We start from the raw sequence: 25561 nt of genomic DNA, 5'->3' as shown, positions 1-25561 counted from the left end.
TTTTGCCAAATTTTAACAGATCAAAAATGCCATTTTTGACAACTATTTTTCTAAAAATATTAAGTAAATCTTATTTTGAGATAATTTATCAGAAACAAAAAGGTAAATTCTTTTACTTATTAGACACGCTTTACCCCCTGTTTGGTTCCCTAAGAATTACTAATTTTTGCCATTTATTTTTAAGTATGGTTTTCTTTTACTATTTATACAAAATAGCTCTTAAACCTTGACCTTAATAGATTTTTAGATAATCTAAAACAATCTAAAAACTATATTCTATTGGTACAAAATCATGAAAATTCTAAGTTTAATTTTAATTTTTACTTGTTTCTTTTTAACAACTCCTGTTTTACCAGCTAAAAAGGCTGAAACTGCCGATATAATTTTTAAAAATGGTAATATTTACACGGTTAATGATCGCCAGTCAAAAGCTGAATCCATTGCCATTAAAGGTAATAAAATAATTTTTGTTGGTGAAAATTCTGAAGTATCAAAATATGAATCTAAAATAACAAAAGTTATTGATTTGAAAGGAAATACTGTTGTTCCAGGTTTTACAGATTCCCATTGTCATCTTAGGGAAATTGGAATTAGAGAACTTACGCTTAACTTAGAAGGAACTACTAGCTTAAATGATTTTTTAGCAAAAGTTAAAGCTAGAGTTGAGCAAGTTAAACCAGGTGAATGGGTTACAGGTTTAGGTTGGATTGAGACATTCTGGCAGCCTGCTGTATTTCCTACCAGGTATGATTTAGATAAAATTTCTCCTAACAATCCAGTTTATTTGGAACGTGCCGACGGACATGGTGCTGTGGTTAATAGTTTGGCATTAAAAATTGCTCGTATTAATAAAGATACAGCTAACCCTTTTGGGGGAGAAATTCTTAAAGATAAAGAAACTAAAGAACCTACAGGAATGATTTTGGATAAAGCTCATGACCTAGTAATTAAACACATCCCAGCCCTAACACCGGAATATATAGAAAAGGCTGTTTTAGTGGGTGTTAAACGTAGTATTGAGCTTGGCTGGTGTCAGCTTCATGATGCAGGTGGAACTTATGCAGAAGTTGAATTATTTAGACGACTTTATAAAGAAGGGAAAATAAAGCTACGTATTCATAAAGCTATTCACGGCCCAAGCTTTGATGCTGAACGCTTAATGAAAGAAGGCGCGACGGCTGGAAGCTTTGACGGCTTATTTAACTTTCGGACTATAAAAGTTGTGTTTGATGGTGCGCTTGGTTCAAGGGGTGCAGCACTACTTGCCCCTTATTCTGATTTTGATACTAGCGGTTTTTTAATTCATAAAGAAGAAGTTCTGTTCCCTATGTTGGTAAAAGCGTTAAAGTCAGGTATTCAAGTACAAACACATGCAATAGGAGATCGTGCAAATAGAACAATCTTAGACCTTTATGAAAAAGCTTTTGCAACAGTGCCAGAAAAAGACAGAAAATTATCCGACCCTCGTTGGAGAATAGAACATGCTCAAGTGCTTAACTCATCAGATCTTAATCGATTTTCTAAACTTGGGATAATTGCTTCTATGCAACCATCTCATGCAATTAGTGACCTGCATTTTGCTCCTAAAAGACTAGGGCAAGAAAGACTCTCTGGAGCATATGCTTGGCAAGATTTGTTGAAAACAGGAGTAATAATTGCTGCTGGTTCTGATGCACCTGTAGAGCGTGGCGAACCAATGATTGAATTTTATGCTTCTGTAGCTCGTAAAGACCAAAAAGGCTTTAGTGGTGAGGGTTGGCACCTTGAACAAAAAGTTTCACGCCAACAAGCATTAAAAATGCTAACCATTTGGCCCGCACAAGCGGCTTTTGAAGAACAAATCAAAGGATCTATTGAAGTTGGAAAACTAGCTGATCTAACAATTTTATCTGCTGACATTATGACCATTTCTGAACCAGAAATTCTTAAAACTAAATGCCTTATGACTATAGTTAATGGTGAAATTCTTTTTGATAGTCTTAAATAAAGTTTTTAGATTAAAGAGGCTGCAATTAAAGAATTGCAGCCTAACGAATCACTATTGTTTCGCTATTTGAAATAAGTTTATAGGTAATTCCTCGCCAAGTTATTTGATTTCTGCCAAGAGACATTATTAGGTTATAACCAAAAATTAGTGCAACCAATGGAGAGAAAAAATAATAGCTAAATAGTTTTTGAGAAATAATTTTTTCATAGTCTGTTAAAACTAATTTTATAGCTTTTATTCTTAAAACACTTTTCCAAATACCTAAAAAATAAATAATTAACACCAACAAAAGCGGCCAGAAATTAAAATCTTTTATAAACAAAATTATTCCTAATACTAAACCTACAAAAAAAACTAGGTTAAACATACTATTAGAAATAAATAATAACAACCAAAGAGCCTTTGAATAAACTTTTGTAATAATAATTTGGCGGGTAGTAAATTCTAGTAATTCTGAAAAGCTACAACCTCCTAAAGAAGGAACTAAACAACTAGGAACAAACTTTATTGCTTGTTTTGAAGCTTTAACGGCTTGTGTCAGACCGTAATCATCACTAACAGTTCCTTGCCAATACCTTTCTACATCAATTTTGTAAAAAGTTGAGCGCAAAATTGCCATTGAGCCACCCCAAGCAAAATTATTTTGATGATCCCCCAAACTAGTAGCTATTGAGCCATTCCAAATAGAGCGCAGCAAAGAAGCTAGTCTGTTATCTGTAGGAACAAACCAACGATAACCCGTTGTAGCAGCAACCGTTTTATCTGCTAAAGGAGCAATTAAAGCCATTAACCAAGTTTTAGGTAAACAAACATCTGAATCTACAAAAGCAAATGCTTCAACATTTTGATCAAGTGAATTAATTGCTACTTTTAGGTTATGTACTTTTTGACCACATTTATCACTTGTTCCAGCAATCGCACAATTTGTTTGAATTTTTGGATAAAGAGCTTGCCATTTATTAATCTCTCTAAGTGCTGGGTCTAAAGAATTTTCTACAACAAATGTAATTTGATAGTTTGGATAATCTTGCTCAAATAAAGACTTAAAATATTCAGCCATTGAAGCATCCAAGCCTTTACAAGGAGCAATAATAGCAACACGAGGTATAAAATCTTTTTTATAACTAAATTTTTGAAAATAACTTAAATAATCAAAGCCTTGTTTTAAGGAAATTAAACTCTGAATAATTAGCAAAATGGCAAATATATAAAATAAAATCATATTTTAAGTTATAAAAATGTTAAAGGCCGCCTTTGCAGACGGCCTTTAAGTTTTGACGAGAATAAATTTTTACTTTGCTGTAAAAATTTTTTAGAAACCACCCATACCAGCACCAGGATTTGGCATAGCAGGAGCTTTTTCTTCTTCAGGAATTTCAGAAACTAAAGCTTCTGTGGTTAACATTAAACCAGCAATAGAAGAAGCATTTTGCAATGCTGTACGGGAAACTTTAGTTGGGTCAATAACACCAACAGCAACTAAATCTTCATATCTTTCTGTTTGTGCATTAAATCCTATAGCAACATTTGTTTCTGCTTTAATGTGTTCAATAATAACAGCACCTTCACGGCCAGCATTGTTAACAATTTGACGTAATGGCTCTTCTAATGCTCGACGAATGATGCTAACACCTGTTTGTTCATCTTGCTCTTCTAATTTAAAGCTTTCTAAAGCTTTTTGTGCGCGAATAAAGGTGACACCACCGCCTGGGACAATACCTTCTTCAACAGCAGCGCGGGTAGCATGCATTGCATCTTCCACACGAGCTTTCTTTTCTTTTAGTTCGGTTTCTGTAGCTGCACCAACTTTGATTACTGCTACACCACCAACTAATTTAGCTAATCTTTCTTGTAATTTTTCACGATCATAATCAGAAGTTGTGTTTTCTATTTGATTGCGAATTACATTAACGCGAGCTTGAATATCAGCAGCTTTACCAGCACCTTCAACAATGGTTGTATTGTCTTTGTCAACGGTTACTTTCTTAGCATGTCCTAAATCTTCAATCTTAACGTTTTCTAATTTGATACCTAAGTCTTCGCTAATTACTCTACCACCGGTTAATACAGCAATATCTTCTAACATTGCTTTACGACGATCGCCAAAACCAGGAGCTTTTACAGCACAAACTTGTAAAGTTCCACGAAGTTTGTTGACTACTAAAGTAGCTAAAGCTTCGCCTTCAACATCTTCAGCAACGATTAATAGAGGTCGGCCTTGACGAGCTACTTGTTCTAAAAGTGGGAGTAAATCTTTCATTGAAGAGATTTTCTTTTCGCTTAAAAGCAAGAAAGCATTTTCAAGTACAGATTCCATGCGGTCTGGGTCTGTTACAAAGTAGGGTGAAAGATAACCACGATCAAATTGCATACCTTCAACAACTTCTAAAACTGTGTCTAAGGATTTTGATTCTTCAACTGTGATAACACCATCTTTTCCAACTTTATCCATTGCTTCAGCAATGATTTTGCCGATTTTAACATCACCATTAGCAGAAATTGTTCCTACTTGAGCAACTGCATCCCCGCTAACTGGTTTAGACATTTTTTCGATTTCTTTTACAACAGCTTCTACAGCTTTTTCAATTCCGCGCTTAAGTGCCATTGGATTAGCACCAGCAGCAACAGATTTTACACCTTCTCTAAAAATTGCTTGAGCAAGTACGGTTGCGGTAGTAGTACCATCACCGGCAACATCGGAAGTCTTAGAAGCAACTTCGCGCACCATTTGCGCTCCCATATTTTCTAGTGGGTCTTTTAAGTCGATTTCTTTTGCTACGGTGACACCGTCTTTAGTAATTGTAGGAGCACCAAATTTCTTTTCTATTACAACATTGCGTCCTTTTGGACCTAAAGTAACTTTAACTGCATCGGCGAGTTTGTTAACGCCACGTAAAATTGCTTGTCTTGAGTCTTCACCATGAATGATTTGCTTTGCCATGGATAATACTTTCTCCTTAAGATTTTTTAAATTTTTAGAATTAATTGTTTATTTAGTAGTTTTTAAGAGTCACTCTTACGCGCCTTGAGTTTTGCTAACGCCTTCAATTACGCCTAAGATCTCATCTTCACGCATAATTAGGTATTCTTGGCCGTCTAGTTTTACTTCTGAACCAGAATATTTGCCAAATAGGACGCGATCACCTGCTTTTACTGCCATTTCAACTTTTGTACCATTGTCTAAAACTTTACCTTGACCAACTGCAATTACTTCACCTTCTTGAGGTTTTTCTTTTGCTGTGTCTGGAATAATAATTCCACCACGAATTTGTTCTTTTTCTTCAACACGTTTAACTAAAATACGATCATGTAAGGGTCTTAAAGTCATTCCCATAATTAACTTTACTTACTCCTTTTCTTAAGATTAATTTGAATTAAATTAGAAAATTATTGCTAAAATTTATTTATATAATTAGCACTCAATTCAACTGAGTGCTAATTATATAAATCGAACTCCTTTTGTCAATAGGCAATTAGCAATTTTTAGAAAAATTTTTCCGACCAACTTATAGATTAAAATTTACTCAATGGTTTAAAAAACTTATAGCCTAGCAACTAATCACTAGGCTATTTTTGAACCACCATATTTTAAGGATATTACTTTTTTATAATTCTAATCGTCTGTTCTGCTATATTCACTAACAGCCCAAAGTAGTAAAGATAAGGCTTGTGCAGCGGCGGCAACATAGGTTAAAGCAGCGGCTGTTAAAACTTTTTTTACAGGAACTAATTCTTGATTAGATAAAAATCCGTTTTTTGATAAAACCGCAACTGCCCTGCTAGAAGCATCAAACTCAACTGGCAATGTAATTAAGGTAAAAAGAAACGCTGCACTAAATAGAATAATCCCTGCAATCATCAACGCTTTACCAACAAAAATAAAGTTAGCTAAAATCAACCCAAAAATAAAAATAAAGTAAGCAAAATTAGTACCAAAACTTGCTACAGGAACTAACGCACTACGAATATACATAGGTAAATAACCTTGATTATGTTGTAATGAGTTACTTCTACTTTTACATCATAAATTCCATTTTGATGTAAAATTGTCTTTGCCACTTCAGCACCTGTCATACCTGAATAGCTTTCAATTTCAGAAGCTTTTGAATAAGCTCTTTTTACCCAAAATTGAGCAATTATTGCTAAAAGCAATGCTGGTAATGCAAAAATAAAGTAAGTCAACATATTTTTCTTCTCCTAAGAAAGCTTAATTTTTTTATTTTTCTGCCTTTTTAGATGTAAATTAAAAATTTTGGTTGTGGACGATCTGCAAACTTAGTGGACACTCATTTGTAATTGCATTTTACAAATCCCAAACAAACAATTCTAAAATGACTATTTATATTTTATTAAATACTTTCCATTATAATATATGATTACCATTATTTTCTAATTTTATATAATGTATATTATTATTATATTTAATAATAATATGCCTTTTAGCAAAATTTCCCAACCTTTCCAAAAATTTTCCCAACTTCTTAATTTAGATATTTAGGTAAGTTTGTAGAAAACATTTCAATGAAACTAATATCCATTTAGTTATCAACTATTTATAGATAAGTTATTAAAGTAATTATAAAGAAAACAATAAGCTTTGGCATAGTCATTGCTCTTAAAAACAACAAACTGAGAGATTCTCAGATCTTTGCATTTAATTTTGCCTTATAGATATAGAAAGGAAGGAAGCTTATGGAAAAGTCAAGTTTATTTCTTAAATCCTTTCTTGCTTTCATTATTTGTATTTGCTTTTCTCAAGTTGCTTTTTCCCAAGATAGCAAAACAGATGTCAAAAACCCTATAAAGTTTTATGGCATTCCAATTGAAATCACCCCTTCAAATTTTAAAGCTGACATAGGAAATTCACCTGATTTAACAGATCCACAAAAACCATCTCAACTTATTCCAAAATATGAAATGCGACTTAGCGCGAAGGAAAAACTTAATTATGGATTAAATAGAGCTTTTCTTGCTCCTGGTAGATATGTTTTTCCAGCATTAAATACAATTCGCCAACAAACAAAAGAACCTTTTCCAGGTAAAGACACAGAAGACAAAGTTGTTGATGGATTTTCCCGTTTTGCAATTAATTATGGTAACAGTAGCAGCAGAGCTTTATTAGTTTCAGGTGTCTATCCAATTATTTTTAAGCAAAACCCTCATTATCAACCATCTAAAGATCGAAGTTTTGGCAAACGTCTTTTGTCTGCAAGCCGAGTCTTTGTTACTAATGGAGATAATGGAGAATTGCAATTTAATTACTCCAGAACGCTTGGCAACTTTTCAGCAGTTGCATTGTCTAATCTATGGGAACGCAACACCCCAGAAAGCACTAGAGTTGGACTTGATCCAACTTTTAGGAGATTTAGGAATAGAATTACTTTTGATGTAATAAATTTCGTCGTTATTAAAGAGTTTGGGCCAGATATTAAAAAGTTTTTCTTAAGGCGTTAAAAGTAATCTTGCCCCAAACTTCTTAGCAGAAAGTGAAGGAAAGACTATGAATAAATCGCTGTTAGGTAAACATATAATTAAACCCCATTGGAAATCTTTATCTGTTGCCCTAGTTGCGGTGATTATTGCAGGCATAGCACAACTTCTTGAGCCTTGGCCTATAAAAATTGTTATCGATTATGTAATAGGTTCAAAACCTCTACCAAACTGGATACACGACTATGTTTTTGCTTTTTTTGGAAGCGAAAAATTAGATATTTTAAACTTCGCCCTTGTTGCTGCTCTTTTAGTAGCAATATTGGGCGGAGTTATGTCTTTTGTTGAAAAATCCTTAACAATAAACGCTGGTCAATGGGTAATGCTAGATCTTAGACAAAAAGTTTATGATCACTTGCAAAAACTTTCCCTTTCATATTTTGACCGTGCAAAAACTGGTGATCTTCTTAGCAGAGTAACAAGCGATATTGATGCAATACAAAGTTTTGTCTCTACAGCTTTTCTTGGAATGGTAATCAATGTTTTTATGATGCTAGGAATGGTTGGAGTAATGTTTTATGTTAATTGGCAATTTACTTTAATTGCTCTTTCAATAACACCGCTTCTTTTTTACCAAGTTTATCGTCTAACCCGTAGCATCAAAAATGCTACTCGTGATGTTAGAAAAAAAGAAGGCGACATTGTTTCTTTAATACAAGAAGTTCTTTCTTCAATTCGTATTGTTAAAGCTTTTACTAAAGAAAACTATGAAGTAGAAAGATTAAAAAAAGAAACAGAAGAAAGCATTCGTCTAACACTTCTTGCACGTAGCCTTAAAGCAAGACTTTCGCCTATTGTAGATGTACTTACTGCATTTAGAACTTCCATTGTACTTTGGTATGGTGCGCGTTTAGTTCTTAACAATCAATTATCAGCAGGCGATTTAATTGTTTTTCTACTTTACTTAAAGATGATGTACAAGCCTATGAAAGATCTTTCTAAAATGATTGATACAACTTCAAAAGCACAAATTGGGCTTGAACGTATTCTTGAGATAATGAAAACTGAAAACCAAGTTCCAGAACTTCCAAATGCAACTGTAGCTGAAAGATTAAAAGGTGAAGTAAGTTTTAATGATGTTCATTTTAGTTATGATCAAAATCAGCTTAATCTAAAAGGAATAAATTTTAATATCAAACCTGGGCAATTTGCTGCATTTGTTGGGCCTACGGGTAGCGGTAAATCTACAATTACAAGCCTTATACCTCGTTTTTATGATGTGTTATGTGGGAAAGTTCTTGTTGATGGAAAAGATGTTCGTAGCTATACAATTGACTCTTTACGTCAACAAGTTAGTTTTGTACTTCAAGATCCTTATCTTTTCCGTGCAACTATATGGGAAAACATTGCTTATGGAAAAGCAGATGCAAATTGTGAAGAAATTCGTCGTGCAGCAAAACTTGCTAACGCTACTGAATTTATAGAAAAACTGCCAAAAGGCTTTGATACTCTAATAGGTGAGCGTGGAGTAACTTTATCTTTTGGTCAACGCCAAAGAATTGCAATAGCTCGTGCCATTATAAGAGATGCTCCAATATTGATTCTTGACGAGCCGACATCAGGACTTGATGCAGCATCAGAACAACTTGTCTTAGAAGCTTTAGAACGCCTTATGGCAGGTAGGACAACAATTGTTATTGCACATCGTCTTTCTACCATAAAACATGCTGATAATATTTTTGTTGTAAAACAAGGCGAGATAGTCGAGTCTGGCACACATGACGAACTTTTAGCACAAAACAAACTATATGCTCAACTCTATGAAATACAAAACAAAGAAACAGAAATAGAAAAAACCTATAGCACTACCTATTCTTCTAGCAGCAAGGAAAAAGAGGTGACATATGTTTAATAATGATTTTCTAGAAAAAATTCTTTCTTTGATGCTTTTAATATTTATGTTGGTAAGCACTTTGCTTGCACAACCAACTTACAGTTTTGCAAATAATGAAGAGCTTAAAAAAACTAAGCCTACAATTGATGCTCTATGGAAAGAACCAAATGATATTTCATCACTAGACCTTTATTTGGGCGAAGGTGGAATTGAAAATATGCCTGTAGGCCCTTTCAAATATCTAAAAAAAGACACTAGCGGAACACAAGAAAAATTTACTGTTGAAGATGCTAAAGGAATAAAATGGAAAGCAAAAATCGGCGAGGAAGCACAACCAGAAACCGTTGCTGTCCGCTTGCTTTGGGCAGCAGGCTATTACACTGACCTAACATATTATTTACCCAAAATTCAGGTTGATAATTATCCTACAGAAAATCCTAAAAAGCGCATTTCTAAAACCATTTATGGCGCAAGAATGGAACTTGTTAGAAAAGATAAACGCTTAGGCCGTTGGAAATGGCATGACAATCCTTTTATTGGTACTAAAGAATTTGACGGCTTAAAAGTGATGATGATTTTGATTAATAATTGGGATCTTAAACAAGTTAACAATGTTGCATTAAAAAGTGATGGACATCTAAAATATTATGTAAGTGATTTAGGTGCGTCATTTGGAAAAGCAGGCGTTGAAATGTTTGGTCGTTCAAAAAATAATATTAAGGACTTTAGCAAAAGCAAATTTATTGAAAATGTAGATAAACAAGGCGTAGATTTTGCGTTTAACATACGCCCATTATTTATTTTTATCTTCCACCCAACTTATTATTTTGAGCGAACTAAAGCAGGAAACATTGCTAAAAATGTTCCTGTCGGGTCTGTTAAATGGATAGGTAGCCTACTGTCTAAACTTTCTGATAAGCAACTTATGGAAGCTTTCCGTTCTGCTGATTATAAGCCAGAGGAGGCCAAAAAATTTGTTTCTGTTTTACGAAATAAGATAAATCACCTAACTAATCTTTAATTTTTATTTTATTATTCCGCTATCAACTAAATTTCCCATATCGCTAATTGTTTGAAAGGATATGCCTTTATCGTTAATTTCTACCAACATAAAATGCCATCCAACATAACTAGCAGCCGTAAGAGAACTTTTTGACTCTATTCCATAAAGTTTTGCTCCTCCACCACCAGTAACAAAATGCTGAATTCCATTTTGTGGCTTAACCCGTTCATAAATATGTTCATGTCCAGTAAATGCAGTCTTAACATTGTATTTTATAAGCAAAGGTTCAAGTATTTTTCTTAGCTTTTCGTCTGAACCATGATGAGAACCTGATGAGTAAATTGGAAAGTGAAATAAAGCTATTTTCCATAACGCACTGCTATTTTTAAGTGCATTTTCAAACCAGGCTAGTTGTTCATTATCTATGCTAGTTGCATCCAGCATAAAAAATTCAACTAAACCTTGGCCTCTTTTTAATGTATAAAAACCTTTTCCACCCATATTAAACATTGGGTAATTGATTTGATCATATCGACCATCAATAACATCATGATTTCCTAAAGTAGCAAAAAACTTTACTTCATCCTTAAGCAATCCATCGTAAGTTTTTTCAAAGTATTCAGGATAATGTTTTTTCTTACCAGTTCTATAAATGTTATCTCCAACCGTTAACACAAAGTCTATAGGTTTATTTTGATGAGCTAGCAACATTTGTTTAGCAACTCTCAACTGCTCATCACTACCACAGCCCCAGTCACCCAAAACAATAAAGCGAAATTCATTTTTAACAGGACTTGCACTAATTAATGAAGAAGGACTAAATGAAGGACTAATTAATGTGCTAAGTGCTACTGCGCCAATAGATTTAATTATTTCTCTTCTTGAGAGAATAAGCGGACGAATATCTTCTTTTTTAATCACAATTACACCTCGATTAAAAATATGAAATTTTAAGTTTATTAGTTTTTATGGATTTTTGGCTCTCAATAGCTTAGACACTGCCCAATTAGATGCTACCAAACTACTAATTAGTTACTCAACATAGCTAAAACTTTTTCCTGTTTTTGCAACTTTTTGCAGTTTTTTGCAATTTATTTTTGCCAAAACAAAACTTTCAAAACACTAACAAATTATAAGCCTAGATAATTTTCTAAACTACTAGATTTATATATATAATTTTTAGCCTACAAGATAAACAAGCTAAAACTGCTGCAAAAATTAAGATCCTTTGTTTTCTAAGACTTAAACTTTTCTGCTAAAAATTTTGCAAGTTTTCCCTCGTTTGGCACAGCAGGTGCTATTAGAAAAGGCGCAAGTCAAACAGACAAGCAAAAATAAAAAGCAGTAAATTAAATCAATACAATATTTTATCAAAAATAACTTTAGGAGAAAAGTCATGCGACCAAATCAACACGCAGCAGAAAGGATAAACGGTTTACTAGTTGAACAACTTAATAATCTGCCGTGTTTTTCAGTTGATGTTGATGGGCGTAGCCTAACATCCGAAGCCAAATCCTTTAGAGCAGCTAAAGTAGAAATGTTAGGAACAGTCGCAGGCAAAGATAAACAAAATAGAAAAGATAGACAAACTAGTCAAAAAAGAAATAGCTATCTTACTATAAATCAATTAGATAGCATTAGTTTTGAAGCAAATATAGTAAATACATTAGGTTATTTTTACAATTATACAAAATTATAAACTAGCGGGAGCGGGGTCTCTCGCTCCTGAAATCCTGAAATCAGTTAAATATATAGATTTTAGAACATTTTTGGAGCGGATTACCCTGTAGCAAAAAAGCAGCAGGGTAATCCGCTTTTGGTTTTTGAAAAAATATTACGCAGAAGTATCCACGTGGCAAGGTAAGCGGTCTGTAAAACCGTTCTTCTTAAGTGAAGTTTGAAGGTTCAACTCCTTTCTTCTGCATCTTGAAAAGTCCCTTGATAGTTTTTTGATAGTTTTGAAGGTTTGGAGGTGTTGCCTAATGGTATGGCAGCAGTCTACTAAACTGTCGAGCAATGAACTCGTATAGGTTCGACTCCTATCACCTCCGTTTGTTAAGTTTGTTTTTTGACAACTAAATATTTTCCCTAAAATTTTAAGTTTACTTGTTTTTTCTAAACTTTGGAGATGTCGCCTAATTGGTATGGCAACGGCTTGCTACCCCGTTAAGTGAAAGCTTATGTAGGTTCAACTCCTATCATCTCCGTCATTAAAAACTTTGGAGAGTTCGCCTAACTGGTATGGCAGCAGTCTAGAAAACTGCCGCGCTGATAACGCTTGAGAGTTCGACTCTCTCACTCTCCGTTAGAAATTTTAGAAAATAATGGGTCTGTAGCTCAGTAGGATTTAGAGCGTAGGTTTCCGAAGCCTAAGGTCATAGGTTCAAATCCTATCAGACTCATCAAAAAAAATGCACACAAGATGTGTGCGCTCCCTGACATTTAATTTTGCGGAAGTGGTGTAACTTGGCAAACGCGCTAGACTTAGAATCTAGTTTCTGTGGGTTCAAATCCCACCTTCCGTATCTCAACCCGTAGCTCAGTTGGATAAGAGCTTGAGTTTCCTAAACTCACTGTCACAGGTTCAAGTCCTGTCGGGTTGACCTTAAGTAAGTTGGATCCGTAGCTCAATCGGTAGAGCAACTGGCTTTTAACCAGTGGGTCACAGGTTCGATTCCTGTCGGATTCATCTGTTTGGACTCGTAGCTCAGTTGGCAGAGCATACGCCTCTTAAGCGTGGGGTCGCAGGTTCGATGCCTGCCGGGTCTACTCAAAAAATTTAATTTTTACAGTCTAATTTCTGGATCCGTAGCTCAGTTGGTTAGAGCATACGCCTCATAAGCGTCAGGTCACAGGTTCAAGCCCTGTCGGATCTATTTTTGCGGATGTGATGCAACTTGGTAGACATGCAATGTTGAGAGCGTTGTTTTTGAAGGTTCAAATCCTTTCATCCGCATTTTGCAAAAATTACTTTTGCGGAAGTGGCGTAACTGGCAAACGCACAGGCTTCAAAACCCTGCTTTTATAAGGGTTCAAATCCCTTCTTCCGTATTAAAACTTAAATTGCGAGTGTAGTTCAGTGGCTAGAATACGAGTTTGCCATACTTGAGACGTGAGTTCGATTCTCATCGCTCGCATTTGCACGCGTAGCCAAGACGGGTAAGGCGTAGGTCTGCAAAACCTATCATCGTCGGTTCGATTCCGACCGTGTGCTTTTGCTAAATAACTCTTAAAGCAACTATTTAGCAAGTTATTTGACAACTTAAAATTTTCTCTCACTCAAAAACTTCTTTTGCTGGAATGGTGTAACTTGGTAAACGCGGCGGACTTAAAATCCGTTTTGTGAGGGTTCAAATCCCTCTTCCAGTATCTTTAAATGGGGTGTTAGGCAAGCGGTTAAGCCGCCAGTCTTTCAAGCTGGTAATCACGGGTTCAAATCCCGTACACCCTATCATTACGTTGGAGCCGTGGTGTAGTTGGCTAGCACGTTGGATTGTCAATCCAAAGGTCGCGGGTTCAAGTCCCGTCGGTTCCGTATGGGCTAGAAACTCAAATTGGAATGAGTACCGGCCTTTTAAGCCGGGAGTTGCAGGTTCAAATCCTGTCTAGCTCATTAATTTTTGCAGGATGGAGTAAGAGTTGCTCATGGGGTTCATATTCCCATTATCTAGGTGCAAGTCCTAGTCCTGCGATCTAAGTTCAATCATTGCAACATTTTGCGGTGTAGCCGAATTGGTAAAGGCACTTGGCTCTGAACCAAGATTATGTGGGTTCGACTCCTACCGCCGCAGTTAGTAAAACCTTTAGGATCTGTAGCTCAACCGGATTAGAGCATACGCTTGATAAGCGTAAGGTTAATGGTTCGATTCCATTCAGATCCATCAAATTTGGGGCATTAGGCAAGCTGGCTTAAGCCGTCACACCCTCAACGTGAAAATCATGGGTTCAAATCCCATATGCCCTGTTTTGGAACCGTAGCTCAGAAGGATCAGGCATGAGTCTTCTAAACTCATTGTCGCAGGTTCAAGTCCTGCCGGTTTCGTTCTTTTAACTTTTCGGGGTGTAGCTCAGTCTGTGAAGAGCGCACGCTTTGGGCGCGTGAGGCCAAAGGTTCAAATCCTTTTACCCCGATCACATTTTTCTTGTTAGCAAAAAACGGGGTGTAGCTCAGTTTGTGAAGAGCGCACGCTTGGGGTGCGTGAGGTCGCTGGTTCAAATCCAGTCATCCCGATCAATAACTTGGCTGAATAGCTCAGTAGGTAGAGCAAACGTCTCATAAGCGTTCGGTCGGCGGTTCAATTCCGCCTTCAGCCATCAAGTTTTAGTTTAATGCGAAGTGGTGTAATTGGCAGCACACTTGACTTTGACTCAAGGGAACTAGGTTCGAGTCCTAGCTTCGCAGTTGTTACGAAGTAGCTCAACTGGTAGAGCGTTCGCCTGTTAAGCGAATGGTTTGCGGGTTCGACCCCCGCCTTCGTAGTCTTCAAATTTTGTAAATTCTAGGGTCGGTGATGTTAAGGGGAGCATACTGGTTTTGCACGCCAGGTGTCTGAGTTCAAGTCTCAGTCGATCCATTTTGGTCGGGTAGCTCAGTTGGTAGTAGCAACGGATTGAAAATCCGTGTGTCGGTGGTTCAATTCCACTCCTGACCATCAATTTTGCCGGTGTAGCTTAGTTGGAAGAGCGTCTGCATGGTAAGCAGAAGGTCACAGGTTCAATTCCTGTCATTGGCACTTAGATTTATTAGATTTATTAGCCGGCGTAGCTCAAGCGTTAGAGCAATCGCCTTGTAAGCGATAGGTTCTGAGTTAAAGTCTCAGCGTCGGCACCAGATTCTAAAATTTATGTGGGTGTAACTCATTAAGGCAGAGTGTCAGTCTTCCAAACTGAATGTAGCGAGTTCGATTCTCGTCGCCCACTTCACACAAAATGCTTAGTCGGGTAGCTCAGCGGGAGAGCATCGGTCTTACAAACCGAGGGTCGTCGGTTCAAACCCGACTCCGACTATTAAACTAAAAGTAGAGGACAAATATATGTTCTGGGTATTAATTTGGCTTTATTTAGCAGGAGCAAACTGGTTAGAACACTTATCCCTTATATTTGCAGGTCTACGATTAGGTATTTGGCTAGTAGAAATTATAGATAGCTCAATTAACGGGATGTGGCTCAGACTGGTAGAGCGCACGGTTCGGGGCCGTGAGGTCAAAGGTTCAAATCCTTTCATCTCGACTAAATAAACATTTAATTTATGGCGATTGTAGCTTAAGCGGCAGAGCGTTCGGTTGTGGCCCGAATGGAGAGGGTTCGAGTCCCTTCTTTCGCCTTAGAAAAAAGTTTTTTCCGGGCCGGTAGCTCAGAAGAATTAGAGCGGTTGATTACGAATCAACAGGTCGTGGGTTTAAGTCCTACCCGGTTCATTAAATTTTGCGGAGGGTAATCTTATGTTGATAATGCGTCGAGTCCTTTTGTTGAACGCTTCCTACGAGGCATTAGGTGTTATAAGTATGCCTCGAGCAGTTCGCCTAGTTTGGAAAGATTCTGCTGAAGTTGTAGAGCTTGACGGAGACAGTAAACTACGTTCTCCAAGTTTTAGCTTTGCTGCTCCTTCAGTAGTTCGGCTAAAAAATTATATAGATGTACGTGTTCGCCAACGTCGTTCTGCTAGCAAACGTCTTGCTATCTTGATGCGTGACCGTTTCCGTTGTCAATACTGTGGCCTTAAGGGTACACACTTTGAGTTAACCTTGGATCACATCATCCCACGCGCTAGAGGTGGAACAACTGACCCAGAAAACCTTTGTGCAGCTTGTTTTCCTTGTAACCAGCGCAAAGGCGACCGTACACCAGATGAAGCAAGAATGCCGCTGTTAGCTCATCCTAGTGCATTCTACTATGGACTAGAAAAGGCTGCTCTACGCAGTGCTATAGAAGGTCGTCCAGAATGGCGTAAGTACCTATGTTTACCTGAGCTAGAGACTAACATTGCCTGATTTTTGTTGGGTTAGTCGCCTAACCCAACATTTTTGCAAAACTTAGAAAAGGAGGAAGTAAAATGCTCCATGTACGTTTTGAAGGTCGCTCTTATGATTTGCGTCCTGAACAAATTCAGTTAACCAATAAAATGAGTGATCAAGAAATCAAACAGCAATTGGCAAGACATTTTAATATTCCAGCTAATCGCTTTAATCAATATGTTGTAGACCGTACACAAAATGGTGACTTCATTATCAGACCTGAAGCGGTTTATGGGTAAGTGTTAAGCTTGCTTTGCACCCCAATAATAAAAGCCTACACACTATTTAAGGATATGCCGGGCATTAGCTCATTGTGGGTTCGACTCCCGCTAAAAGCACCTTAGCTTTTATGGCGAAATGGCAGACGCAGCATAATTTGTGCAAAAAGCTTTTATAACTTGTGTAAAGCAAGTAAATAAAAGATTAAGTTTTTATTTACTTATTTATAAAGTTTTGTTCTGCACCCTAATCGGTGAAGCTTACACACACTACTGACTGTTAATCAGAAGGTTGCAGGTTCAAATCCTGTCGGCTCCGTCTAAAACTCTTATGGGGCCGTAGCTCAATGGTAGAGCAACTCGTGAAAGATAGCTTTTTCAACTTGTGCAGAACAAAAAACCCTTTTAAGAAAGAAAAATATTTAGATTTTACCGAGATTTCTTGCTTCATGTCCTGATAGATAAAGCTTACAAACACGTCTGACTTAGAATCAGAATATGGTGAAACGAACAGCTTTTTCAACTTACGTGAAGCAATAAATTATTCACTATCAGTAATATACGGGCAAGCATAATCAAAACGTGTCCTAATCATTAAAGCTTACATACTACAAACTAACTGCAAATTAGTTATAACTTAGGTTCGATTCCTAAAACCCGCCCCAAAAACTTATGGCGGGTAGATGGCAAAAAAAGGCTTTGACAACTTACACGATAATATTATGACTGGCCGTATATTACTGAAATTAAATAAGTTTTGCTGTCTTGTATCCTTATAGGAAAAACTTACATACTCGCTCAATGGTAGAGCAACAGCATCATAAGCTGTGTATTGTGGGTTCGATTCCCACGTATACTCAAAACAGTTTTTGCAACTTATACAAGACAGCAAATCCCTACAAGTTATTAAAAATTCTAAGGCTATTTTATAGGCTCTAAGAATTTTTTCACAAGTTTTCTATTTTGTGTCCTAACTATTAAAGCTTACATACAAAATAGCTCATTCGGTAGAGCGACAGTCTTCAACACTGTAGGTGGCGGGTTCAACTCCTGCTTTTGTAGCCAATCTAAAACAGCTTTTATAACTTACACAAAATAGAAAAATCTATTCTCTTTATTTTTAGAAGGAGGTGATCCAATGCGTGCTTTTGAGCGTGATCTTAGACTAGAAATGTTAAACAGTTTGCTTACTACTCCACATCGGCAGTTAGAACAAGTAGCAGCATTGCATAAAGATTTCATTGAACTTGACCCAATTTTTTATGGTCATTTAGCTGTATGGTATCAAGCTAATGGCGATGTACGCGACCATAAAGAAGTTTTTGTAGCTAATTTGCTTTCCAGCAAGTTAACTGAACATCGGGACGCAGGTTTTATGTTGCTACAACAATTCCCACCTTACGAGGTTTCCCGTATTGTGGACTTTATGAAAAAGCAATCTGGTAAGCTGCCACGTTCAACTAGAACTGCTGTAAAAGGCTACTTGCAAGAGCGCGAGAAAAACACAGTGTTTTTTGACCGTGCTGCAATTAGAGCGCGTAAGGCAATGAAACACCTCTATGCTAGCTTGCATATAAGACCTAGTGAGCGTGCAGACGCAATTTTATTTAAGGACAATCCACCTGCTGACACTATCGCTTTTATGATCAAGAAATTAGCAAAAGCTAACAGTGCAGCAGAACAAGCTCAATTAATTGTTGAACAAAATATTCCTTACACAATTGCAATTGGTGCAATTAAACAAATTACCCCAGCCGTGTTTGTTGCTTTAGTAAATGCAATGACACCTCAAGAGGTAATCAACAACCTTAACTCTTTAAAATCTCGTGGTGCTTTTGACCACAAGGATGTTAAGCAGTTAATTGATAGTAAGTTAACAAAAGCAACTCAATCTAATCGGGTATCTGCTTTTAAGGCTGTAAAGGCTGCTGAAGTAACACAGCTAGACCAAGAAACAGTTGCTCGGCTAGAGGATATTGTTAACCAACAAGTTGCAAAACGTGGTCAGATTACTAAATCTACAGGTTTGCTAGTAGACAAAAGTAGCAGTATGACTACAGCAATTGAAGCTGGTAAGCAGATTGCTGCTTTAGTTTCTGGTATTAGTCAAGGAAGTTTGTTTGTTTATGCTTTTGACACTTTAGCTTATCCAATTGTAGCCGAAGGTAAAGAGCTAACTCACTGGGACAAGGCTTTCCAGCACATTTACCCAACTGGTAGCACTAGCATTGGCGCACCTGTTGAAACAATGCGACTAAGAAAGCAAGTTGTTGAGCAGTTTATTATTGTAACTGACGAGGGTGAAAACACCGCGCCTTACTTTATGGATGCTTATAAGCGTTACTGCGAAGAGCTAAAAGTAATGCCAAACATAATCATTGTAAAGTTAGGACATCCTAGCGATTACTTAGAAACTCAATTACAACAAAACAGAGTAACTTTTGACACTTTGACTTTTAAGGGTGACTACTACTCTCTTGCCAAACATCGTGCCACTTTTAGCACGACCTTCTCGGTTAGAATTGTTAATGGAGATTCTAGCAATGCCATTGCCTACTAGAGTTAACAAACAACCTATCCGACAACTACAGATAGCTTAAGATTCTGGGAGTATCGCTTATCTTGCTAGACTCTGCCACCATAGCCAATCAACCTTGTCGCCAAGATAGCAGAAACTCCCAGTAGTTTTCTGGGAGGAAGTCATGAAAACAACATTAAATACACAATTAAATCAAGTAGATATTTGCTTTGTAATTGATACAACAGGAAGTATGTCTAGTTTTATTCAAGCGGCTAAACAACACCTATTGAATATGATTAGCACATTAGGAGCAATCAACGGGCTAGATTGGCAAGTTGGATTAGTTGAATATCGTGACCATCCTCCACAAGATAGATCATTTGTAGTTAAAACCTATGCTTTAACCAAGGATTTAGCAAAAATGCAAAAGTCTATTCAAGCCTTAAAAGCTGATGGCGGTGGCGACCAGGCAGAAGCAGTTTATGACGGTTTAGCAGCAGCTTGTAAACAAATGTCTTGGCGTGATCATAGCTGTAGATTTGCTATTTTAGTTGGTGATGCTCCTCCACACGGTTTCCAATTAGAAGAAATAAACGAACTTAATGTAATTAATAAGGTAAAAAATGTGGGTGATAGCTGGCCTGAACTTTGTCCTTGTGGTTTAACTGGTAAAAGCGTTGCAGCACTTGCTGAAGAAAAGCGCGTTACACTTTATGCAATTTCTATGACTAACTGTAAATTTACTTTAGGAGCTTTTACAGAAGTTGCTAATGGTACAGGTGGACATTGCAGCCAATCTAGCAAGATTGATGAAGTATTAAAGGAAATCAAAAACGTGCTAGATAGTGAATTTCAAAACATCTTGTTTGACAAGTTAGTTTTAGAACAAGTGGACAAGTCAAAAGAAATTAATGTCCAAGAGATAGCTGACGGTTTGGCTTCTCCACGCTTACAAGTAGTTTCTGCAATTGGTCGATTGGGTAGACGTGGATTTTTAGACAAATATGCTGTTAAAAAGACAAAAAGCCAATAGAACTCTTTGTAGATCATAAAGAGCCAACATTTTTGCTAACATCGCTAGTAAATTCATTTTTTAACTGGAGCAAATAATGATTAATGTAAAGAAATTAATACTCCAGCTTAAGGAGCAGGAGCAAGAATTGTGTAAAACACAGTTTCTTGCTCCTTGTGTTTTAGGGGGTAAAGTACAAACTAGAGTAGCTGGACTAGTTTATAAATTTACTCCTCGACCAATGGATTTTATTGGTTGGGCAGTTTTTCAACCAGTAAATGAAAGCATTGCTGAAGTTGTAGAAGAAGCTAGTTTGCCAATGATTAGCGAATATTTACAGCTTTTTAAGCTTTTTCGTGTGCGTTTGGCTTATCAACTACAATCACAAACCTGGCTTGCTTATCCAGTTAATGAAGCTGATATGTTTCAAAGATTAAAAGTTGTTAAACCTATAGCAATTAACTTAGTTACAGATGCAACTCAATTTGAGCAAGTGCTAGCTCGTTTTAGTGGAGGGGCTTTTTGGTTTGAAGATATTGACCGAGGTTCAGACCCAATAATTGCTGAAGAATTGAGTGAAGCCCTACGTAAAAAAACTGTTATTAAAGACTTGCAATTTGCTAATCTAACTCCAGAAATGCGTACAACTTACAGTCTAACTTTTAGTCTTATTGTAGAAAAAGAAAAACAAGCTGAAAGAGTCAGATTATTAGCACAGCAAAATAATGATGAAGTGCGGCTGCAAAAAGCATTAAAACTAGGTGGTGAGGCTTCGCTAAAGCATTTACGGGATCGTGGCGACCATTGGCTAATAGATTGGACAACAAAAGATGGTCAACGTCATACTTCTGCTATTTCTAAACAAGATTTAACTGTTCTTAGCTCTGGTATTTGTTTAAGCGGTCGTGACCGTGATTTTGATTTGCAATCACTAGTTAAAGTTATGGAACAAAGAGACTAAGCTTATATTTTGGTTGGCGACATTTGAAATTAGCCCAGTGATTTATCGCTGGGCTAATTGTGTTATCTTGCAATTCTTAGCCAAAACAGCTTGTTATAGGATTATAAATCTATGTCGCTTGACTCAGTTAATGCTAGTAAAAATACTAATTATTCCAAATTTTGGCCGCTAATTTATTTTGTAACATTTCTGCTTTATATCCGCAATTTTAGAGCCGTTGTAACAGATTTTGGGATTTTCCCTAGGGCAGTTGATTCTTTTTATATGGCACGGCGTATTGCATACCTAGTAAATCATAATTTTTCATCTCCAGACATAGATTATTATGTAAATTTTCCTATAGGTTGTCCTGTACATCTTCCTTTTGGATTTGCAGCTATTAACGCGCTACTTATAAAAATAATTACTTTAGGTCAAGCTAATGAATGGTGGATAGTAGCAATTGCTTGTCTAACAACACCTTTATTTGCAGCATTTATTCCTTGTCTTGCTTATTTTATTGGTATTAATCTTGGACAAAAAAGCATGGGATTATGGGCGGCTGTTATTTTATCATTACTGCCTATGGAATATTACTTTTTTAGGTGTAATTGATCACCATGTTTTTGAAACATTTTTTATAGCTTTATATTTATTTTTTTACTTAAATGCTAGCAAAAACTTAGATGATAATTTAGCTTTAGCAAAAAGAAATGCTTTTTATGCAGGCACCAGCATTGCTCTAGGCATCTTATTTACCAATGCTTTACCAGTTTTAATTGGATTTCATTGTTTTATTTTATTAGTACAAATACTGAATAAATGGAAAGACCCATCCTGTAGATTTAATATACTTTTAATTCAAATATTTGTTTTTATTGCTCCATTATTTTTTCTCTTACCATTTGTTGTTACACATATTGCGGATCCTGGAGAAATTAACCCTAGCTTAGGACTTTGTTGGTTAGCATCTTTTGTGTTTTATTTGGCTACTTTAGCTTTTTTATGGTTTCTTCGTAGTAAAACAACAATTTTTCCTACTATTTCAACAAAATTAATAATTATTTCTCTTAGTATATCTTTAGTAGGTCTTATTTTTTTAGAATGGAAAAGTATTGGAGCTTTTTTAATTGCTGGTGTATCAGGGTTTATTCTTAAATCAGATCCAATGATAGCAATGATCAAAGAAGATACTCCTTTATGGAAATTACCTTTAATAGCAATTATTGGGGCTTATTCTGGATTTATTTTAGTTTGGCCTGTAGCAACAGTTTTAGTAATAAAAAAAGGATGGAAAGAATCTACAGGCTTTTTAGCTCTTGGGGCTATGGTTTTGGCTACATCAAGTTTGGCAATATTACATATTAGATTTGCTACTTTGTTTATTTTTCCTTTTTGTTTAACTGTAGGTTTTGCTGTTGAAGAATTTTTTAATAAATTTGTTGTAGAAAAGGTTGCTCAAGCAAATAAATCACAACAAACTATTAAACAGCTAGCTTTTGCAACGGTTATTTTGTTGATGTTATACCCTTATTTAGCACAAATAAGTTTTAATTCAACAATTGTATTACCACAAGAAAATAATGGGTTTGTAAACTTTTATCCTAGCTTAATTTGGCTAGATCAAAATACTCCTAAAACTAGTGTGACTGGAAATGAAAAAACAGATTATGGAGTTGTTGTTTCTTGGGATCATGGCAATTGGTTAATGGTTGTTGGAAAAAGACCTGTTGTTGGCGCACCTCTTGGGCATATGAAATTAGCAAGAGAAGGCATTAGAGATGGTTCATTAATTTTTGTTAATCCGCCTGAAGAATCAATAAAACTGATAGAAAAGCGAAAAGTTCGCTATGTTGTTATAACACCTCAAAATCTTGAGCAAACTAAGATAACCGCTTTGCCATTAGATAGAAATAGTGAAGAAACTGCCAAAATTCAAAACCTAAATCCAGAAAATAGTTTATTTACTAAGTTACTTAATGATAGCATTCCCAACGGCCAAGCGGCTTTAAGACATTTTAGGTTAGTAGATGAGGCAGAAGCAAAATATCCTAATTTAGATCGTCCTTATGTAATGATTTATGAATATGTTGCTGGAGCAGAAATTAAAGGCCAAAGTAAACCTAATTCTATTGTTAAAATTTTTGCTAGATTAGAAACCAAATCCAAAAGAAGAATAACTTATACTGATTCTACAAAAACAGATAACGAAGGTAATTTTACTATTATTTTACCTTATGCAGTTGGTGAGCAAAAATATTCAGAGGTAAAAGCCGTTAGCCCATATAAAATCCAGACTGAAGAAAAAACCTTTGATTTTTCTATAACTGAAACTGATGTTTTAGAAGGCAAAAAATTTTTATTAGATGAGTCCCCAAAATAAAAAGTGTTTATAAAATAAGTAAAATAAGCTAATACAAGTCATTAGTTTTATTTTTATTTAATTATTTTATTTTTGAAAACTTTCTTGACCAAAATTTTTACAATTTTTTCATAAATACCAATTATCAAAAAATCGAAGCTTTATTCACAAACTTTTTCAAAGTTCAGCCTTAAATTATATTATGCAAAACTAAATCCTCTAAAATAACCAAACTGATTCAAATTTAACAAGTTTATACTGTCTCTTGTCATTACAATAATAATTGTGTAATATGGCCGATAGATAAACACTATTTATTAAGTAAAATTGTAAGTGTTTGTTAGGGTCAGATTTTACAGTATTTTAGTCAATTTTGTTCATTTATTGATTCACCACAACTTAGTAATATATTGGTTTTATTGTATTTGTAAATTTTGATATTTTCAAAACTTAAAAACACTTAAACTGCTTATTTTATAGAGTAAAACTAATGAAAGATAGAGGGCAAATATGAGAATTTCTTTTGATTCAACCGCAAATACTCAGCTTGTAATGGAAATGTTTAATAAGCTAGCAAATGATGATCAATTTCGTCAAGAATTTGCTTCAGATCCACATACTACTTTGCAAAAATATGGTGTTGTATTAGAAAATGGAGTATCTGTAACAGTTCCTCCTAAAGATAAAATAAATGACTTTCTTAACAGCTTACAAACTAGTCCGCTTTCAACAACTTCAGATGGTATGGTTAAACTTAATACAGCCTTAAGTGATAATTTAATCTTTTTTGGTTAATTCGTTCTTCTTTGGTATTTTTTCTTACTTTGAAAAGGCTTTTATATTAATAATATGATTAATATAAAAGCTTTTTTACTCAAAGATTAAGTTTAAGATTTTTACAAGACCTTCCAATTCATAATTTTGCTAAATAATATAAGTTAAATGACTGGAGTAATATGCGAAGCCGTAGAAGTTCTTTTGTTTTTTTTTATGCAGAAGACAATATAATCCCTGATTTGAATGCCTTTTTGCAAGGACAGCTTTCAACAAAGAAAGCTACAACAATTTGGGCATTATCGGCTATTTATGGAAAACCTTGTGCTATTGAAAAAAAGGATCTGGAAGTTTTTCTAAGTTTTAGTAGTTCAGAATGGACAAACATTGAAAAGTCAGAAATATCTGACATATTAAGATTAGCATCTATTGGACTACTTCTTGTTGATGATGATAGTGAAATTTATAAAGAATATCTTCGTAGAGAGCAAAAGCTTTACCAAGAGCAATGGAATGTTTATGCAGCAATTTATCACTTCCTTAATAAATGGAAAGATTTTCATTCAGATAGAAACATCCCAACAAATTTACAAGAACTTTCAAAGAGGAAATTTCTCTCACCAAAAATACTTTCTAAATTTGTAAGTGAACATGGCAAGCCTCCAGAACACTTTCATAAATTAAAAGATACTCAAATCAAAGGAACACAAACACTTCCTTTAAAAAAAGAGTTTGTTGATAAAGATCCTTTTTTACAACTTCTTAAAAATCGTCGTACTTGCCGAGAGTTTGATGATCAAGTATCAATATCCCAAGAAGTATTTTCAAAGTTGCTTTATACAGTTTTTGGTTGTCAAGGAAAAGCTCATGTTTATGAAGATATATGGGGAATAAAACGAACAAGCCCTTCTGGAGGAGGTCTTCACCCAATAGAAGCTTATGTATTAGTAATAAATATAGAAGAAATTACTCCTGGCATTTATCATTATGATACAGAAGAACATAAGTTAAATGCTATTGAGTACAAATCTATGGCAGAAGCTAGAGAACTAGCTAATGAATTTACAGCAGGACAATCCTATCCTCGTTTGTCTTCAGCCCTTTGCATAATGACTGCAAGATTTTATCGCAATTACTGGAAATATAGGCGACATCCTAAAGCATATCCTGTTCTTTATATGGATTGTGCGCATTTAAGCCAAACATTTTATTTAGCATGTTCTTACTTTAAACTTGGTTCTTTTGTTACAGGTGCAATTAATACCGCCAATATAGAAGAACACTTAAGGCTAGACCCTTATTCAGAAAGCCCTCTTCTTATATGCGGTTGTGGTATAGGACTAGAAGAATCCATAGGGTTAGATCCTGTATATACAGAAGTTTTTCCACCAAATTTAAGTGATTAG

At 35.6% G+C, this 25561-nt stretch carries 17 protein-coding genes, 37 tRNA genes and 2 pseudogenes; 51 read left to right on the top strand and 5 right to left on the bottom strand.

The genetic code is table 11. The features are described from left to right. The first annotated feature begins 292 nt into the window (after positions 1 to 292). Complete coding sequence (locus IPK14_13570; protein ID MBK7994364.1) at positions 293 to 1987, top strand: amidohydrolase; 1695 nt, start codon at positions 293 to 295, stop codon at positions 1985 to 1987. Between the two features lie 40 nt (positions 1988 to 2027). On the opposite strand, the gene IPK14_13565 is transcribed toward IPK14_13570, so the two are convergent. From IPK14_13565 to IPK14_13550, 4 genes and pseudogenes are all read right to left on the bottom strand, one after another. Beyond that, positions 2028 to 3209 (bottom strand): glycosyltransferase family 2 protein, encoded by a 1182-nt coding sequence (locus IPK14_13565; protein MBK7994363.1) that lies wholly within the window; start codon positions 3207 to 3209, stop codon positions 2028 to 2030. 90 nt (positions 3210 to 3299) lie between these two features. Next, positions 3300 to 4928 (bottom strand): chaperonin GroEL, encoded by a 1629-nt coding sequence (groL, locus tag IPK14_13560; protein ID MBK7994362.1) that lies wholly within the window; start codon positions 4926 to 4928, stop codon positions 3300 to 3302. 75 nt (positions 4929 to 5003) lie between these two features. Continuing rightward, a complete protein-coding gene (gene groES, locus IPK14_13555) occupies positions 5004 to 5315 on the bottom strand; it encodes a co-chaperone GroES (protein MBK7994361.1) in 312 nt (103 codons plus the stop codon). A gap of 285 nt (positions 5316 to 5600) precedes the next feature. Beyond that, positions 5601 to 6172 (bottom strand): annotated as a pseudogene (locus IPK14_13550) (zinc metallopeptidase). 507 nt (positions 6173 to 6679) lie between these two features. Between IPK14_13550 and IPK14_13545 the strand changes: the two are divergent. The 3 genes from IPK14_13545 to IPK14_13535 are packed head-to-tail and all read left to right on the top strand — an operon-like array spanning position 6680 to position 10332. After that, on the top strand, positions 6680 to 7441 hold the full coding sequence (locus IPK14_13545) for a hypothetical protein (protein ID MBK7994360.1): 762 nt from the start codon (positions 6680 to 6682) through the stop codon (positions 7439 to 7441). Positions 7442 to 7487: 46 nt separating this feature from the next. After that, entirely contained in the window at positions 7488 to 9329 is a 1842-nt protein-coding gene (locus IPK14_13540) for an ABC transporter ATP-binding protein (protein MBK7994359.1), read from the top strand. After that, positions 9322 to 10332: a hypothetical protein gene (locus tag IPK14_13535; GenBank protein ID MBK7994358.1), complete on the top strand. Its 1011-nt coding sequence runs from the start codon at positions 9322 to 9324 to the stop codon at positions 10330 to 10332. Before IPK14_13540 ends, IPK14_13535 begins: the two co-directional genes overlap by 8 nt. Before the next feature lie 3 nt (positions 10333 to 10335). On the opposite strand, the gene IPK14_13530 is transcribed toward IPK14_13535, so the two are convergent. Then, entirely contained in the window at positions 10336 to 11235 is a 900-nt protein-coding gene (locus IPK14_13530; GenBank protein MBK7994357.1) for a metallophosphoesterase, read from the bottom strand. A gap of 475 nt (positions 11236 to 11710) precedes the next feature. Here IPK14_13530 and IPK14_13525 point away from each other — a divergent pair, with 475 nt between their 5' ends. The 47 genes and pseudogenes from IPK14_13525 (at position 11711) to IPK14_13295 (ending at position 25561) form a co-directional block, all read left to right on the top strand. Continuing rightward, positions 11711 to 12013, top strand: coding sequence for a hypothetical protein (locus IPK14_13525; protein MBK7994356.1), 303 nt, complete (start codon positions 11711 to 11713; stop codon positions 12011 to 12013). Between the two features lie 139 nt (positions 12014 to 12152). Beyond that, positions 12153 to 12238: transfer RNA gene (locus IPK14_13520), tRNA-Tyr, on the top strand. A 44-nt stretch (positions 12239 to 12282) separates the two neighbouring features. Beyond that, positions 12283 to 12365, top strand: a tRNA-Ser gene (locus IPK14_13515). Between the two features lie 73 nt (positions 12366 to 12438). Continuing rightward, positions 12439 to 12521, top strand: a tRNA-Ser gene (locus tag IPK14_13510). Positions 12522 to 12535: 14 nt separating this feature from the next. Continuing rightward, positions 12536 to 12619 (top strand) — tRNA-Ser (locus IPK14_13505). A 21-nt stretch (positions 12620 to 12640) separates the two neighbouring features. Continuing rightward, positions 12641 to 12716: transfer RNA gene (locus IPK14_13500), tRNA-Arg, on the top strand. 48 nt (positions 12717 to 12764) lie between these two features. Then, positions 12765 to 12839, top strand: a tRNA-Leu gene (locus IPK14_13495). A gap of 3 nt (positions 12840 to 12842) precedes the next feature. Then, a tRNA-Arg gene (locus IPK14_13490) sits at positions 12843 to 12917 on the top strand. 13 nt (positions 12918 to 12930) lie between these two features. Beyond that, positions 12931 to 13003, top strand: a tRNA-Lys gene (locus IPK14_13485). Positions 13004 to 13010: 7 nt separating this feature from the next. After that, positions 13011 to 13083: transfer RNA gene (locus tag IPK14_13480), tRNA-Lys, on the top strand. 33 nt (positions 13084 to 13116) lie between these two features. After that, positions 13117 to 13190, top strand: a tRNA-Ile gene (locus IPK14_13475). Between the two features lie 5 nt (positions 13191 to 13195). Next, positions 13196 to 13270: transfer RNA gene (locus IPK14_13470), tRNA-Leu, on the top strand. A 19-nt stretch (positions 13271 to 13289) separates the two neighbouring features. After that, positions 13290 to 13365: transfer RNA gene (locus IPK14_13465), tRNA-Leu, on the top strand. A gap of 14 nt (positions 13366 to 13379) precedes the next feature. Further along, a tRNA-Gly gene (locus IPK14_13460) sits at positions 13380 to 13451 on the top strand. A 3-nt stretch (positions 13452 to 13454) separates the two neighbouring features. Further along, positions 13455 to 13528: transfer RNA gene (locus IPK14_13455), tRNA-Cys, on the top strand. A gap of 80 nt (positions 13529 to 13608) precedes the next feature. After that, positions 13609 to 13683 (top strand) — tRNA-Leu (locus IPK14_13450). A 9-nt stretch (positions 13684 to 13692) separates the two neighbouring features. Further along, positions 13693 to 13765, top strand: a tRNA-Glu gene (locus IPK14_13445). A gap of 10 nt (positions 13766 to 13775) precedes the next feature. Next, positions 13776 to 13849, top strand: a tRNA-Asp gene (locus IPK14_13440). A gap of 3 nt (positions 13850 to 13852) precedes the next feature. Next, positions 13853 to 13927: transfer RNA gene (locus IPK14_13435), tRNA-Lys, on the top strand. 104 nt (positions 13928 to 14031) lie between these two features. Next, positions 14032 to 14105: transfer RNA gene (locus tag IPK14_13430), tRNA-Gln, on the top strand. Between the two features lie 15 nt (positions 14106 to 14120). Beyond that, positions 14121 to 14195 (top strand) — tRNA-Ile (locus tag IPK14_13425). 8 nt (positions 14196 to 14203) lie between these two features. Further along, positions 14204 to 14278, top strand: a tRNA-Glu gene (locus tag IPK14_13420). A 4-nt stretch (positions 14279 to 14282) separates the two neighbouring features. After that, positions 14283 to 14356: transfer RNA gene (locus IPK14_13415), tRNA-Arg, on the top strand. A gap of 14 nt (positions 14357 to 14370) precedes the next feature. Next, positions 14371 to 14445 (top strand) — tRNA-Pro (locus IPK14_13410). A 25-nt stretch (positions 14446 to 14470) separates the two neighbouring features. After that, positions 14471 to 14545 (top strand) — tRNA-Pro (locus IPK14_13405). Between the two features lie 10 nt (positions 14546 to 14555). Further along, positions 14556 to 14628: transfer RNA gene (locus IPK14_13400), tRNA-Met, on the top strand. Between the two features lie 16 nt (positions 14629 to 14644). Beyond that, positions 14645 to 14716: transfer RNA gene (locus tag IPK14_13395), tRNA-Gln, on the top strand. 4 nt (positions 14717 to 14720) lie between these two features. Further along, positions 14721 to 14794 (top strand) — tRNA-Asn (locus tag IPK14_13390). A gap of 22 nt (positions 14795 to 14816) precedes the next feature. Then, positions 14817 to 14888: transfer RNA gene (locus tag IPK14_13385), tRNA-Ala, on the top strand. A 4-nt stretch (positions 14889 to 14892) separates the two neighbouring features. Beyond that, positions 14893 to 14966, top strand: a tRNA-Phe gene (locus IPK14_13380). 8 nt (positions 14967 to 14974) lie between these two features. After that, a tRNA-Thr gene (locus IPK14_13375) sits at positions 14975 to 15047 on the top strand. A gap of 22 nt (positions 15048 to 15069) precedes the next feature. Next, positions 15070 to 15145, top strand: a tRNA-Thr gene (locus tag IPK14_13370). A 15-nt stretch (positions 15146 to 15160) separates the two neighbouring features. After that, positions 15161 to 15234 (top strand) — tRNA-Gly (locus IPK14_13365). A gap of 15 nt (positions 15235 to 15249) precedes the next feature. Further along, positions 15250 to 15321 (top strand) — tRNA-Val (locus IPK14_13360). A gap of 148 nt (positions 15322 to 15469) precedes the next feature. After that, positions 15470 to 15543, top strand: a tRNA-Pro gene (locus tag IPK14_13355). Between the two features lie 21 nt (positions 15544 to 15564). After that, positions 15565 to 15638 (top strand) — tRNA-His (locus IPK14_13350). 18 nt (positions 15639 to 15656) lie between these two features. Continuing rightward, positions 15657 to 15731 (top strand) — tRNA-Arg (locus tag IPK14_13345). Positions 15732 to 15818: 87 nt separating this feature from the next. Next, positions 15819 to 16304: an HNH endonuclease gene (locus tag IPK14_13340; protein MBK7994355.1), complete on the top strand. Its 486-nt coding sequence runs from the start codon at positions 15819 to 15821 to the stop codon at positions 16302 to 16304. 62 nt (positions 16305 to 16366) lie between these two features. Further along, positions 16367 to 16567, top strand: a complete 201-nt coding sequence (locus IPK14_13335; protein MBK7994354.1) for a hypothetical protein — start codon at positions 16367 to 16369, stop codon at positions 16565 to 16567. A gap of 771 nt (positions 16568 to 17338) precedes the next feature. Continuing rightward, a tRNA-Met gene (locus IPK14_13330) sits at positions 17339 to 17403 on the top strand. A 281-nt stretch (positions 17404 to 17684) separates the two neighbouring features. After that, positions 17685 to 19146: pseudogene (locus tag IPK14_13325) on the top strand (VWA domain-containing protein). A 102-nt stretch (positions 19147 to 19248) separates the two neighbouring features. Beyond that, entirely contained in the window at positions 19249 to 20100 is an 852-nt protein-coding gene (locus IPK14_13320) for a VWA domain-containing protein (protein ID MBK7994353.1), read from the top strand. Positions 20101 to 20176: 76 nt separating this feature from the next. Further along, a complete protein-coding gene (locus IPK14_13315; GenBank protein ID MBK7994352.1) occupies positions 20177 to 21040 on the top strand; it encodes a hypothetical protein in 864 nt (287 codons plus the stop codon). Between the two features lie 111 nt (positions 21041 to 21151). Beyond that, positions 21152 to 21634, top strand: a complete 483-nt coding sequence (locus IPK14_13310; GenBank protein ID MBK7994351.1) for a hypothetical protein — start codon at positions 21152 to 21154, stop codon at positions 21632 to 21634. Then, entirely contained in the window at positions 21552 to 23402 is a 1851-nt protein-coding gene (locus tag IPK14_13305; GenBank protein MBK7994350.1) for a hypothetical protein, read from the top strand. Before IPK14_13310 ends, IPK14_13305 begins: the two co-directional genes overlap by 83 nt. 489 nt (positions 23403 to 23891) lie before the next feature. Then, on the top strand, positions 23892 to 24176 hold the full coding sequence (locus IPK14_13300) for a hypothetical protein (GenBank protein MBK7994349.1): 285 nt from the start codon (positions 23892 to 23894) through the stop codon (positions 24174 to 24176). 161 nt (positions 24177 to 24337) lie between these two features. Then, complete coding sequence (locus IPK14_13295; protein MBK7994348.1) at positions 24338 to 25561, top strand: putative peptide maturation dehydrogenase; 1224 nt, start codon at positions 24338 to 24340, stop codon at positions 25559 to 25561.

This window comes from Blastocatellia bacterium, assembly GCA_016713405.1.
In the GTDB taxonomy this organism is placed as follows: Bacteria; Acidobacteriota; Blastocatellia; order Chloracidobacteriales; family JADJPF01; genus JADJPF01.
This window is presented reverse-complemented; position numbering and strand designations above follow the sequence as displayed.